The organism is Faunimonas pinastri, assembly GCF_900110915.1.
Taxonomy (GTDB): domain Bacteria; phylum Pseudomonadota; class Alphaproteobacteria; order Rhizobiales; family Afifellaceae; genus Faunimonas; species Faunimonas pinastri.
Genome location: NZ_FOFG01000001.1, coordinates 127,456 through 141,012, shown reverse-complemented (window position 1 = coordinate 141,012; position 13,557 = coordinate 127,456). Strand labels below are relative to the sequence as shown.

Genomic DNA, 13,557 nt, shown 5'->3' with positions numbered 1-13,557 from the left:
ACCTTCGGATTCTCCGTTGCGCCTGCTCAATCTGTTCGCGGGTGCACATTCCAGATTTCGTCCGAATACTCGCGGATCGTGCGGTCGGACGAGAAGAAGCCGACATTGGCGGTGTTGAGGATGGCGGCCTTCCACCATTCCTCGCGGTTGCGCCAGAGCGTGGCGACGTCGCGCTGGCGGGCGTAGTAGGCGTCGAAATCGGCCGTTACAAGGAAGCGGTCGTCGTTGAGGAGACCGTCGAGAAGGCCCGTGTACCGCCCGCTTTCGCCGGGCGAAAAAATGCCGGAATAGATGGTGTCGAAGACGTCGGAGAGCATCGGCGACGCAGCGAGGGTCGCACGGGCGTCGTAGCCGCCGCTCCAGCGCTTTGTCACCTCGGCCGCCGTCAGGCCGAAAATGAAGATGTTGTCGGCGCCGACGCGGTCGTAGATCTCGACATTGGCGCCGTCCATCGTGCCGATGGTGAGCCCGCCGTTGAGCGCCAGCTTCATGTTGCCGGTGCCGGACGCTTCCATGCCGGCCGTGGAGATCTGCTCGGACAGGTCTGCCGCCGGGATGATGTTCTCGGCAAGGCTCACATTGTAGTTCGGCAGGAAGACGACCTTGAGCTTGCCCTGCACCGTGGGGTCGCTGTTCACGACCTTGGCCACGTCGTTGATCAGCTTGATGATCAGCTTGGCGCGATGGTAGCTCGCCGCCGCCTTGCCGGCGAAGATCTTGACGCGTGGCACCCAGTCGCGCTGCGGCTGCGCGCGCATGGCATTGTAGAGCGCGATCGTCTCGAGGATGTTCAGGAACTGGCGCTTGTATTCATGGATGCGCTTGATCTGCACGTCGAAGAGCGCGTCGGGATCGACCTTGATATCCAGCCGCTCCGCGATGAGATCGGAGAGCGCCGCCTTCTTAGCCCGTCGGTTGGCCGCGTATTTCTCCTGGAACGACGCGTCGCCGGCGACCGCCGCGAGCTTGGTCAGCTCGCCGGCATCGTCCATCGCCCGCTCGCCGACCGCATCCACGATAAGCCGGGTCAGCCCCGGATTGGCCTCGAACAGCCAGCGGCGGAAGGTGATGCCGTTGGTCTTGTTGACGATGCGGTCCGGATAGACACTGTTGAAGTCGCGGAACACGGTCTGCTTGAGCAAGTCCGTATGGAGCGCCGAGACGCCGTTCACCTTGTGCGCGCCGAGGAAGGCGAGGTTGCCCATGCGCACGCGGCGGCCGCCCTGCTCGTCGATCAGCGAGACGGAGGAGAGCAGCGCGTCGTCGTTCTTGCCGGACTGGCGCAGGCTGTCGAGATGCAGCCCGTTGATCATGAAGATGATCTGCATGTGGCGCGGCAGCAGCCGGCCCATGAGCGCCACCGGCCAGGTTTCCAGCGCCTCCGGCATCAGCGTGTGGTTGGTGTAGGAGATCGTGGCGTTGGTGATCTCCCAGGCTTCCGCCCAGGGGATGTTGTGCAGATCCACCAGGATGCGCATCAACTCGGCGACCGCGATCGCCGGATGCGTGTCGTTCAGCTGGATCGCCACCTTGTCCGGCAGCGTGCGGATGTCCTTGTGCTGGTTCAGGTGGCGGCGGATCAGGTCCTGCAGCGAGGCGGCGGTGAAGAAATATTCCTGGCGCAGCCGCAGCTCCTGCCCGGCCGGCGTCTCGTCGCTGGGATAGAGCACGTCGGAAATCGCTTCCGCCCAGACGCGGCCGGAATGCGCGCCGACATAATCGCCCTCGTTGAAGGCGTCGAGGCGGAGCGGATTGGTGGCGCGCGCCGACCAGAGCCGCAGCGTGTTGACGTGGCGACCGCGCCAGCCGACCACGGGCGTGTCGTAGGCGACCGCGTCGACCACGTCGCCGGGATGCCAGACATAGCGGGTCGCGCCGTCTTCGGAGACCGGCTCGACGCTGCCGCCGAAGCCGATCGGATATTCCACCTCCGGCCGCTCGAACTCCCAGGGATTGCCGAAGGACAGCCAGTCTTCCGGATATTCCTGCTGCCAGCCGTCCTTGATCACCTGCCGGAACAGGCCGTGATCGTAGCGGATGCCGTAGCCGTAGGCGGGGATGGAAAGGCTCGCCATGCTTTCCATGAAGCAGGCGGCGAGACGGCCGAGGCCGCCATTGCCGAGCGCCGCGTCAGGCTCGCTGGAGCGCAGGCGGTCGAGATCGACGCCAAGCTCGCTCAGCGCCGCGCGCATCGTGTCGGTCAGGCCGAGATTGTTCAGCGAGTCGTAGAGCAGACGGCCGATCAGGAATTCCAGCGACAGGTAATAGACGCGCTTGTCGCCGCTGGCGTAGTTCGAGCGTGTCGACGGCATCCAGCGGTCGACGATGCGGTCCCGCACGGTCAGCGCCACGGCCACGAACCAGTCGCGCTCGTTGGCGACGATCGGGTCCTTGCCCACAGCGTAGGTGAGCTTCGCCACCACAGCGCGGCGCAGCGTGGCGACATCCTCGTCCTGCGCGGGCAGAGCGATGCGCGAGGCGACCTCGGCGCTCGGAACGGTGGCCTTGGGTCGTATCTCGTTCATGCTGTTCTCATTCCCCGATCGGATCACGCCATCTGTTTCATACGGCAAGATCCATGCCGCGGCAAAGACCGCAGGATTGCGGTTACATGACGGCGCCGATCTGCCACGGCACGAACTCGTTGTCGCCGAGCCCCAGCAACTCGCTCTTGGAGCGCTCGCCGGATGCGACCGCCAGCACCTTGCGGAAGATCTCCTCCGCCTTGGATTCCACGCTCGCCCCGCCGTCGATGATGTCGCCGCAGTTCAGGTCCATGTCGTCCGGCATGGATTCGTAGAGGCGGGAGTTGGTGGCGAGCTTGATCGTCGGCGCGGGCTTGGAGCCGAAGGCGGAGCCCCGGCCCGTGGTGAAGCAGATGAGCTGCGCGCCCGAGGCGATCTGGCCGGTGGCGGAAGCCGGGTCGTAGCCGGGGCTGTCCATGAAGACGAGGCCGTGCGAGGTGATCTTCTCGCCATAGAGCACCACATCGGCCAGCGGCGAGTTGCCGCCCTTGGCGGTGGCGCCCAGCGACTTTTCGAGGATGGTGGTGAGCCCGCCCGCCTTGTTGCCCGGCGAGGGATTGTTGTTCATCTCGCCTTTGTTGCGGGTGGTGTAGTCCTCCCACCAGCGGATGCGGTCGATCAGCTTCTGGCCAACTTCGGTCGACGCCGCGCGGCGCACCAGGAGGTGCTCGGCGCCGTAGATCTCCGGCGTTTCGGACAGCACGACCGTGCCGCCATATTCCACCAGCATGTCGGCCGCGCGGCCGAGAGCCGGATTTGCCGTGATGCCGGAATAGCCGTCGGAGCCGCCGCATTGCAGCGCCAGCATCAGCTCGCTGGCGGGCACGTCCTCGCGCACCGCGCCGCCGAGGTCGGGCAGGATCTCCTCGACCATGCGCACGGCCGTCTCGATGGTCTTCCTCGTGCCGCCGGTTTCCTGGATCGTCAGCGTGTGGAAGCGCGTGCCTTCGGAGAAGCCGTATTTAGCCTTGAGCCGGCCGATCTGCATGACCTCGCAGCCAAGCCCGATGAAGATCGCGGCGCAGACATTGGGATGCGTCGCATAACCCCAGAGCACCCGCTCCAGGTTTTCCGCGCCTTCGTCGTTGCCCGACATGCCGCAGCCCGTGCCGTGCGCCAGCGCGACCACGCCGTCGATATGGGGATAGGCGTCGAGCACGCAGGAACCGTTGATGCGGTCGGCGACGTAGCGGATGACGCTCGCCGAGCAGTTCACGGTGGCGCAGAGCGCGATGAAGTTGCGCGTGCCGACCCGTCCGTCCGGCCGGCGGATGCCCCGGAAGGTCGCGCCGGTCCAGTCGTTGCGCAGCTGCACCGGGCGGTAATCCGCACCGATACGGTAGTTCTGGTCATGCGCGCCCATGGCGCAGTTCTGCACGTGAACGTGCTCGCCGGGCGCGATATCCTTCGTCGCGTAGCCGATGACCTGGCCGAACTTCACCACCGCCTCGCCGGAGGGGATCGGCCGCGTCGCGATCTTGTGCCCCATCGGGACCATGCGGGGGACGACGACGCCCTCCCCTTCCAGAACGGTTCCGGACGGCACTGACGCGGCCGCGACGACCACATTGTCCGCGACGCTCAGGCGGACCGCACGCTGCTTCGTTTCCATGTTCTTCCCCTGTGCGTCCGTCCGTTGCCGGCCGACACCTGTCGGCAGGCCCCTGTCGGCCGCCCCGTGCCGGATCGCCGCGCGAAGGCGGCAGCCGCGCCGCTAGAGGCGGTCCGCTTGTTCCTGGTCTTCAAAGAGGTCCGGATATTTCTCACAGAGTTCGTTCAGCGACAGGCGGATCTCCGATAGATGCCGCTTCATCGCCGCCTCCGCGCGATCGGGATCGCGCGCCAGCACCGCTTCCATGATCACCTCGTGCTGCTCCATCGCCACGTGCATGGGCGCGGGATCGGACATGCTGAGATAGCGGACCCGGTCCATCTGCAGCTTCATGTCCTCCACCACGCCCCAGGCCGTGATGCGGCCGGCGGCGGTGGCGAGCAGGCGGTGGAACTCGTTGTCGAGGAAGTAGAAGGTCTGCGTGTCCCCCGCCTCCACGCTCCGCCGCTGGTGGTCCATGTTGCCTTCCAGCATCGTGAGGCTGCGCGCGTCCGTCGACTGGGCGACCTCGCGGATCACCGCCGCTTCCACCGCGCTGCGCAGGAAGCGGGCGTCCTCCACCAGCACGCGCGAGATCTTGACCACCAGCGTGCCGCGCTGCGGCAGGATGCGCACGAGTCCCGCCTCTCCCAGCTTGATGAAAGCCTCGCGCACCGGCTGGCGGCTCACGCCGAATCGCGCCGCGATGTCCTTCTCCGACAGCATTTCCCCCGGCCGGATGCGCATCGTGACGATGGCCTGGTGCAGCGCCTGGCGGATCTGACGGGCCACCGGCTCGGAAGAACGGATGCGGTCGAGGGGATCGAGAAGCATGCGACAAATCTACCATACCAGATGGCGGTTGCGAAGCCGAAACTTCCATACTAGACTGTCCAGCAATACAGAAAATCCGGCAAACGGATCGTTGACCAAGCACAGGGAGGTCATCAGTGCTGCTTGATGAGGATCGTCTTTTCCCGGCGGACAACACGACGAGGGCCATTGCCCGGCGTCTCTACTCGACTGTCCGGGACCTTCCGATCGTCTCGCCGCACGGCCACACCGATCCGCGCTGGTACGCGGAAAACGAGGCCTTTCCCGATCCCGCCAAGCTCTTCGTGGTGCCGGATCACTACATCTTCCGCATGCTCTACAGCCAGGGCATCCCGCTGGAGGATCTCGGCATCCCGACGCGGGACGGCACGCCGGTCGAGACTGATCCTCGCGTCATCTGGCGACGCTTCGCGGAGAACTATTTCCTGTTCCGGGGGACGCCGACCCGGACCTGGCTCGACCACGCCTTCGCCACGCTCTTCGACCTCGACGTCCGGCTGTCGGCGGAGACCGCCGACCTCTATTACGACCGGATCTCCGAGCGGCTCGCCCAGCCGGAATACCGGCCGCGCGCTTTGTTCGAGCGCTTCAACATCGAGGTGATCGCGACGACGGAGAGCCCGCTCGACGATCTCCGCCACCACGAGACGATCCGCTCCAGCGGCTGGAAGGGCCGGGTCGTGACGGCCTATCGCCCCGATCCGGTGGTGGATCCGGACTTCGCCGGCTTCTCCGAGAATGTGGCGAAGCTCGGCGAGATCACCGGCTGCGACGTCTCCACCTTCGCCGGCTATCTCGACGCGCATCGCCGCCGCCGCGAATTCTTCAAAAGCTACGGCGCGACCTCCACCGACCACGGCCATCCCTCCGCCGCGACCGCCGATCTCTCCACGGCCGAGGCGGAAACGCTGTATCAGCGCGTCATGGCCGGAGAGGCCTCGGCCGCCGATGCGGAGCTTTTCCGCGCGCAGATGCTGACGGAAATGGCCGGCATGAGCCTTGAAGATGGACTCGTCATGCAGATCCACCCGGGCTCGGTGCGCAACCACAATCCGAAGCTGCTGGCCCGCTTCGGCCGCGACATGGGTTCCGACATACCGAGCCGCACCGATTACGTGCGCGCGCTGAAGCCGTTGCTCGACCGCTACGGCAACGAGCGCGATCTGACCGTCATACTCTTCACGCTGGACGAGACATCCTATTCCCGCGAACTGGCGCCGCTCGCCGGCCATTACCCGTGTCTGAAGCTCGGCCCGTCCTGGTGGTTCTTCGACAGCCCGGAAGGCATGAAGCGCTACCATGAACTCGTGACGGAGACGGCCGGCTTCTACAACACGGTCGGCTTCAACGACGACACCCGCGCCTTCCCCTCCATCCCCGCCCGCCACGATGTCGCGCGGCGCGTCGATTGCGGCTATCTTGCCGGTCTCGTCGCCACGCACCGGTTGGACGAGGACGAGGCTCAGGAAGTGGCGCACGACCTCGCCTACGGGCTCGCCAAGAAGGCCTATCGGCTGTGACCGTGATGACCCCCCTTCGCGACGAGCTGAACGCCGGCAGCCTTGCCGGCCTGCCGGCGCATGTACAGCGGCCGGGCTACGATCGCTCGGCGGTGAAGACCGGCATCGTCCATCTCGGCATCGGCGCGTTCCACCGCGCCCATCAGGCCGCCTACACCGATGACGTGCTGGCATCGGGCGATCTGCGCTGGGGCATCGTGGGGGCAAGCCTCCGCCGTGGCGACACGCGCGATGCGCTCGCCCCGCAGAACGGGCTCTACACCGTCGCCATCCGCAGCGGCGAAGGCGAAGACCTCCGCGTCATCGGCAGCATCGGCGATGTCCTCGTCGCGCCGGAAGGGCCGGATCGGCTCCTTGCCCAGATGACGGCACCGTCCGTCGCCATCGTCAGTCTGACGGTGACGGAAAAGGGCTATTGCCACGACCCGGCGACCGGCGAACTGGACGAAAAGCATCCCGACATCGTCCACGACCTCGCCCATCCCGACCAGCCACGCTCGGCCATCGGCTTTCTGGCCGCCGCGATCCTGCGCCGCCGGATGCACGGCCTGCCGCCGTTCACCGTGCTGTCCTGCGACAATCTCCCGTCCAACGGGCGGACCGTCCATCGCATCCTGAAGCGCTTTGCCGAACTCGTGTCGCCCGATTTCGGCGCCTACGTGGCGAGCGAGATCGCCTGCCCCGACACCATGGTCGACCGTATCGTGCCGGCGACCACCGAGGAGGATCGCGACCGCATCCGCTCCGAGCTCGGCGTCGCCGATGCCTGGCCGATCATGACGGAGCCCTTCAGCCAGTGGGTGATCGAGGACAATTTTCCCTCCGGCCGGCCCGCCTGGGAAAAGTTCGGGGCGACGCTGGTGGAGGATGTCGCGCCCTATGAGGCGATGAAGCTCCGGCTGCTCAACGGCAGCCATTCCAGCCTTGCCTATCTCGGCTATCTCGCCGGCCATCAGACCGTTGCCGACGCGATCCGCGATCCCGGCATCGGCGCTTTCGTGCCGGCGCTGATGAACGACGCCGCGACCACGCTGCAACTGCCTCCGGGCGCCGACGTGGAAGGCTACAAGTCCTCGCTGATCGAGCGCTTCCGCAACACGGCGCTGAAGCACCGGACCTGGCAGATCGCGATGGACGGCTCGCAGAAGCTGCCGCAGCGCCTGCTCGGCACGATCCGCGACTTGCTGGCCGCCGGCCGTCCGATCGACCGCCCTGTTCTCGGCGTGGCGGCGTGGATGCGCTACGTCGCCGGCACCGACGAAGCGGGCAATCCGATCGATTTGCGCGATCCGCTGGCGGCCGATCTTCGCCAGCTTGCCGATGAGGCGGGCCTCGTCGCGGACAGGCTTGCCCCGGCGCTCTTCTCCGTCCGCGCCATCTTCGGCACGGACCTGGCCGAAGACAGCCGTTTCCGCGACGCCGTGATTTCGGCCCTCGCCCGCATCATCGAGCACGGCGCCAGCGCCGCCGCGGCCAGCGCCGCCGCCGCAACCGGCCACCTCATGGGCCACGGGGAGCACTCGTGATCTAGCAACATAAAAACAGGGAGGAACAATAATGAAAGAATTCAACTTCACCCGACGCAACGTCCTGGGCGGCATGGCCGGCCTCACCGCCATCGGGTTTTCCCGTGGCGCGCTGGCGCAGGCCGCCGCGAACCTGACGCTGCCGACTTCGCCGGTCAGCCTCAACATCATCGACGTCGCCGGCAATCTCGCGCTGACGCAGAAGGCGATCGAGAACTATCGCAAGGCCAAGCCCAAGCTCGTCTCGCGCATCACCTTCACGAAGGCTCCCGCCCCGGAACTCCCGGGCAAGCTGAAGGCCCAGCAGGCCGCCAACCGCGTCGATATCGACCTCGTTCTCACCGGCACGGACGCGCTTTCCGCCGGCATCGACCAGCAGCTCTGGATCAAGCTCCTGCCGGACTACGCATCCAAGCTGCCGAACCTGCAGGACGTCTATCTGCCCGCCGCCTGGAACATGCAGAGCCTGGCGCAGAACCAGGGCGTCGTGGTTACCTATTATCCTTCCGGCCCGCTCCTGGAATACGCGCCCGACCGCGTGAAGCAGGTGCCGACCACCGCCGACGAGCTGCTGGCCTGGACCAAGCAGAATTCCGGCCGCTTCATGTATGCCCGCCCGGCCAATTCCGGCCCCGGCCGCACCTTCCTGATGGGCATTCCCTATCTGCTCGGCGACAAGGATCCGAAGGATCCGATCAACGGCTGGGACAAGACCTGGACCTACCTGACCGAGCTCGGCAAGAACATCGAGTACTACCCTTCAGGCACCACCGCCGTGATGAAGGAACTGGCCGAAGGCTCGCGCGACATGATCGCGTCCACCACCGGCTGGGACATCAATCCCCGCGTCCTCGGCGTCGTGCCCAAGGACGTCAAGGTCGCTTCGCTCAAGGGCTTCCACTGGGTTTCCGACGCGCATTACATGTGCGTTCCGAAGGGCGTCTCCAACGAGAAGCTCGCCGTCCTGATCGACCTCATGGCGTTCCTGCTCACGCCCGAGCAGCAGGCCTATACCTATGACGAGGGCTATTTCTATCCCGGCCCGGCCGTGAAGAATGTCCCGATCAGCATGGCGCCGCAGGACAGCCAGGACGCGATCAAGGAGTTCGGCCGGCCGGAATACGAGCAGCTTATCGCCAACAATCCGATCGAGCTGCCGCTGACGCCGGACAAGATGGTGCAGGCCTTCCGTCGCTGGGACGAGCAGGTCGGCAGCAAGCAAGCCAAGTAAAAGCAAGATCTGGGACGGAACGATGACGATAGCGTCGCGCGATTTTCGCGAGCTGCGGCTCGATGGCGTAAGCCGGGGTTTCGGCGCCCTCAATGCGCTGAAGGACGTGACGCTGACCATCCAGCGGGGTGAGTTCATCACCCTGCTGGGCCCATCGGGCTGCGGCAAGTCGACGGCGCTGAACTGCGTCGCCGGCCTGCTGCCTCTGACCGGCGGCAGCATCTGGCTCGACGATCGCCGGCTGGACCAGCTCCGGCCGGAAGATCGGGGGTTCGGCATGGTCTTCCAGAACTACGCGCTCTTCCCGCACATGAACGTGCGCAAGAATGTCGGCTTCGGCCTTGCCATGCGCAACGAGAGCAAGGCCGACATCGACCGCAAGGTTGAGGACGCGCTGAACGTCGTCCGTCTGTCGGCGCAGGGCGGCAAGCTGCCCGGACAGTTGTCGGGCGGCCAGCAGCAGCGCGTGGCGATCGCCCGCGCCATCGTCATCGAGCCGCCGCTCGTGCTGATGGACGAGCCGCTGTCCAACCTCGACGCCAAGCTCCGGCTGGAGATGCGCGCCGAAATCCGCCGGATCCACCAGTATCTGGGCTCGGCGACCATCTACGTCACCCACGACCAGGACGAGGCACTGTCGCTGGCCGACCGCATCGTGGTGCTGCGCGACGGCACGATCCGCCAGGTCGGCACGCCCGCCGAGCTCTACAGCCGTCCGGCCCACGCCGACGTCGCGGAATTCATGGGCTACCGCAACATCATCCGCACGGAGGCCAATCCCGGCTCCAACGGCTGGGTCAATGTCGGGATCGGCGGCGCGGAGATCGCCGGCACGCCGCTGGAAGGCGTCCAGCGCGGCCGCGCCATCGCGGCAATCCGGCCGGAAGACCTTTCCCCCGTCGGCAACGGTCCGATCGTCGCCCGCGTGGAGACGGCCGAATATCGCGGTCGCGATTTCTACGGCACGGCGCGCACCGAGGACGGGACGGAACTCTATTTCCGCTCCGAGCAGAACGCGGCCGTGGGGGAGGTGCTGCATCTCGGCGCCGATCCGGCCCGCGTGCTGGTCTATGCGGACACGGCGGCCAGCCGCCCGGCCGAACTCGCGCCCAACGGGATCGCCGCATGACGCTCGCCACCACCCACTCCGTGGGCGTGACGGAGAAACCGCCGCTGCGGCTGCGGCTGCAGCAGAAGGGCTTCGACGGCGTCACCCTGCTGGTGCTGCCGGCGGTGATCTTCGTCCTCGCCCTCTTCGTCTATCCCTTCCTCTACGGCCTCGTCCTGTCGTTCCAGCCGAAGGAAGGCGGATGGCTTGCCAATTACAGCAAGTTCTTCTCCGACCGCTTCCTGTACGGCACGATCATGACGACGTTCCGGCTCGCCGTGCCGGTGACGATCTTCAACATCGCGCTGTCGGTGCCCGTGGCCATGCGGATGCGGCTGATGCGGCGGCAGAAGGTGCTGACCACGATCCTGGTGCTGCCGATCACGCTCGGCACCGTGCTCGTGGCGCAGGGCCTCCTGAGCTATCTCGGCCCGCAGGGCTGGCTGAACCGCACGCTGCTGGCTGCCCACCTGATCTCCCACCCGATCGCGCTCCTGCACAATTACTGGGGCGTGTTCCTGTCGCTGGTGATCACCGGGTTCCCCTTCACCTTCCTGCTGATGCTCTCCTACGTCACGGGCATCGACGGTTCGCTGGAGAACGCGGCGGCGACGCTCGGCGCCAGCGCCGCGCAGCGCTTCCGCGCCATCTTCGTGCCGCTGCTGATCCCGGGGCTGGCGATCACCTTCTGCCTGTCCTTCGTGCAGGCGGTGTCGGTCTTCCCGTCCGCCGTGCTCCTCGGCGCGCCCGCCGGGCCGACACGCGTGATTTCCATCGCCGCGTATGAAGCGGCTTTCGAGCAATACGACTACTCGCTCGCTTCCGCGATCGCGATGATCATGGCGCTGGTGCAGCTCGCCATCGTCGCCATCGTGCTGGCCGCGCGCGGTCTCTTCTATCGCGGGCCTGCCGGCTCGGGGAAAGGCTAGGCCATGATCAGGCAGAGAACCACGGGCGAGAAGCTCTGGGCGACCGCGGTCTGGGTCGTCGTCGGCTTCTTCGTCCTCAACATTCTTGCGGTCATCGCGACGGTGGTGGTGGATTCCTTCGCCACGCGCTGGCTCGGGACATGGCTGCCGGCAGGCTACACGACGCGCTGGTATTACGAAGCCTGGGACGAGTTCCAGCTCCGCGACGTGCTGATCGTCACCTTCGAGATCGTCGGCATCGTGGTGCTGCTCTCCGGGCTCCTCGGCGTTCCCGCGGCCTATGCGATGGCGCGCCGGGAATTTCCGGGCAAGCGCATCGTGATGCTGCTCTTCCTGCTGCCGCTCCTGGTGCCGCCGATCACCTTCGGCATCCCGCTGGCAACCGTGCTCTACCGGACGGGCCTCGCCGGCACGATGTGGGGCGTCATCCTCGCCAATCTGGTGCCGACGCTGCCCTTCGTGATCCTGGTGATGATCCCGTTCATCGAGCAGATCGACCCCCGCATGGAATCGGCGGCGCGCGTCTTCGGTGCGGGCACGGGGCGGCTCTTCCGTCATATCCTGGTGCCGCTGCTCGCCCCCGGCATCCTGGCGGCGTTGCTCCTGGTGCTGGTGAGGACCATCGCGACCTTCGAGCTGACCTTCTTCACGGCCGGCCCGACCTCGCAGACACTCGTCGTGGCGCTTTACTACGCGGTCTTCGCCTCGGGCGTGCGCGCCGGGCAGTCGGTGGACGCGATGGCGGTGATCTACATGATCACCACGCTGATCTGGCTGCTGATCGCGCTGCGCTTCATCAACCCGACGCAGATCGTCACCCGCGCCAGACGCGAGGCGGCACACTGAAAGATGGGCTCCGCGGCACCTGTCGCGGAGCCTTTTTCTGGGTCAGGCTTCCGACCGGAGCCGGCGCAGCGTACCGGCATACCGTGAATTGATCTCGTCGCGGGCGCGGTGCCGGCCTTCGGACACGACCTCCCGCCCGCCCACGATCACACTGCGGATCGCGGCCGCGCCCGTCACGAAGATCGCGGCATCGAGCAGCCGGTCGTCGTCCAGTCCGGCAAGGTCTGGATGGTTGCCGTCCAGCGTCACGAAATCGGCGCGATATCCCGGGGCGATCTGCCCGATCCTGCGGCCCAGCGCCTGGGCCCCGCCGGCGAGCGACGCCTCGTACAAGGTGCGGCCGGTCGAGGCGCCCTCGCCCGCCGCCATGACGTTGCGCGCGCGGTGCTTCAGGCGCTGGCTGTACTCCAGTTGCTTCAACTCGCCGAAGGCGGTGATCTCGATGTTGGAGTCGGAGCCGACGCCATAGCGGCCGCCGGCCTCCGCGAATTCCGGCCCGTTGAAAATGCCGTCGCCGAGGCTCGCTTCCGTCAGCGGACAAAGCCCGCCGATCGCGCCAGATCGCGCCAGCGCCACCGTTTCCTCCGGCGTCATCTGCGTCGCGTGGATCGCGCACCAGCGCTCATCGACGTCGACATTGTCGAGCAGCCATTCCACCGGACGCCGGCCGGACCAGGCGAGGCAGTCGTCCACCTCCTTCACCTGCTCGGCGACATGGATGTGGACCGGACCTTCCGCGCAGGCGGCGAGCACCTCGGCCAGCGTTTCCGGCGTCACGGCGCGCAGCGAATGCGGCGCGATGCCCACCCGCGCGTCCGGGAGGGCGGCGACGGCGGACCGGCTTTGCTCGACCAGCCTGAGGAAACGCCCGGGATCGTTGATGAACCGGCGCTGGCCTTCCGCCGAAGCCGCGCCGCCGAAACCGCCATGAGCATAGAAGACCGGCAGCAGGGTGAGGCCGATGCCCGTTCCCGCCGCGGCCGCGGCGATGCGGCTCCCCATCTCCGCGAGGTCCGCATGCGCCTCGCCGTTCGCGGCGTGGTGGAGATAGTGGAACTCGGCAACGGCGGTGAAGCCGGTCTCCAGCATGTCCATGAAAGCCTTGGCGGCCATCGCCTCGACATCCTCAGGCGTCAGCGCGCCGAGGAAGCGGTACATCACCTGCCGCCACGTCCAGAAGCTGTCCCCGACCGGGCCCCGCGTCTCCGCCAGGCCCGCCATGCCGCGCTGGAAGGTGTGGGAATGAAGGTTCGGCATTCCCGGCAGCGCGACGCCCGAAACCGCCGGCGAATCTGCCCGCTCCGCATCCGGTGTGACGGTCGCGATAACGCCGTCGGCGACATCCACGCGGACGTGGCTCGCCCAGCCGGTGGGAAGAAGCGCCCGTTCGAAGAAAAGGGAATCCTGCTGCATCGCCCGTCCCGCAACCTTGCCCGATCATGAATTG

At 66.6% G+C, this 13,557-nt stretch carries 10 protein-coding genes; 6 read left to right on the top strand and 4 right to left on the bottom strand.

The features are described from left to right. Positions 1–26: 26 nt before the first annotated feature. From BMY25_RS00660 to BMY25_RS00650, 3 genes are all read right to left on the bottom strand, one after another. Positions 27–2,525 (bottom strand): glycogen/starch/alpha-glucan phosphorylase, encoded by a 2,499-nt coding sequence (locus BMY25_RS00660; protein ID WP_092494669.1) that lies wholly within the window; start codon positions 2,523–2,525, stop codon positions 27–29. Between the two features lie 82 nt (positions 2,526–2,607). Further along, on the bottom strand, positions 2,608–4,137 hold the full coding sequence (locus BMY25_RS00655) for a UxaA family hydrolase (protein WP_092494667.1): 1,530 nt from the start codon (positions 4,135–4,137) through the stop codon (positions 2,608–2,610). A 102-nt stretch (positions 4,138–4,239) separates the two neighbouring features. Beyond that, on the bottom strand, positions 4,240–4,950 hold the full coding sequence (locus BMY25_RS00650; protein ID WP_092494666.1) for a GntR family transcriptional regulator: 711 nt from the start codon (positions 4,948–4,950) through the stop codon (positions 4,240–4,242). A 116-nt stretch (positions 4,951–5,066) separates the two neighbouring features. Here BMY25_RS00650 and uxaC point away from each other — a divergent pair, with 116 nt between their 5' ends. Genes uxaC through BMY25_RS00620 form a run of 6 tightly spaced genes read left to right on the top strand, consistent with a single transcriptional unit; the run spans position 5,067 to position 12,110 of the window. Beyond that, on the top strand, positions 5,067–6,470 hold the full coding sequence (uxaC, locus tag BMY25_RS00645) for a glucuronate isomerase (RefSeq protein ID WP_092494665.1): 1,404 nt from the start codon (positions 5,067–5,069) through the stop codon (positions 6,468–6,470). Between the two features lie 5 nt (positions 6,471–6,475). Continuing rightward, the gene (locus tag BMY25_RS00640; RefSeq protein ID WP_092495121.1) at positions 6,476–7,996 is read left to right on the top strand and encodes a mannitol dehydrogenase family protein; all 1,521 of its coding nucleotides are present in this window, start codon (positions 6,476–6,478) and stop codon (positions 7,994–7,996) included. A gap of 31 nt (positions 7,997–8,027) precedes the next feature. Further along, positions 8,028–9,227 carry an ABC transporter substrate-binding protein gene (locus BMY25_RS00635; protein WP_092494664.1) on the top strand — a complete coding sequence of 400 codons (1,200 nt, stop codon included), beginning with the start codon at positions 8,028–8,030 and terminating at the stop codon, positions 9,225–9,227. A 22-nt stretch (positions 9,228–9,249) separates the two neighbouring features. Further along, positions 9,250–10,356, top strand: coding sequence for an ABC transporter ATP-binding protein (locus BMY25_RS00630; protein ID WP_092494663.1), 1,107 nt, complete (start codon positions 9,250–9,252; stop codon positions 10,354–10,356). Next, positions 10,353–11,264 (top strand): ABC transporter permease, encoded by a 912-nt coding sequence (locus tag BMY25_RS00625; RefSeq protein ID WP_092494662.1) that lies wholly within the window; start codon positions 10,353–10,355, stop codon positions 11,262–11,264. The genes BMY25_RS00630 and BMY25_RS00625 overlap by 4 nt, the downstream gene beginning before the upstream one ends. A gap of 3 nt (positions 11,265–11,267) precedes the next feature. Further along, entirely contained in the window at positions 11,268–12,110 is an 843-nt protein-coding gene (locus BMY25_RS00620; protein WP_092494661.1) for an ABC transporter permease, read from the top strand. A 42-nt stretch (positions 12,111–12,152) separates the two neighbouring features. Here BMY25_RS00620 and BMY25_RS00615 read toward each other — a convergent pair whose 3' ends face one another. Next, positions 12,153–13,523: a formimidoylglutamate deiminase gene (locus BMY25_RS00615; protein WP_092494659.1), complete on the bottom strand. Its 1,371-nt coding sequence runs from the start codon at positions 13,521–13,523 to the stop codon at positions 12,153–12,155. Positions 13,524–13,557: the final 34 nt, after the last annotated feature.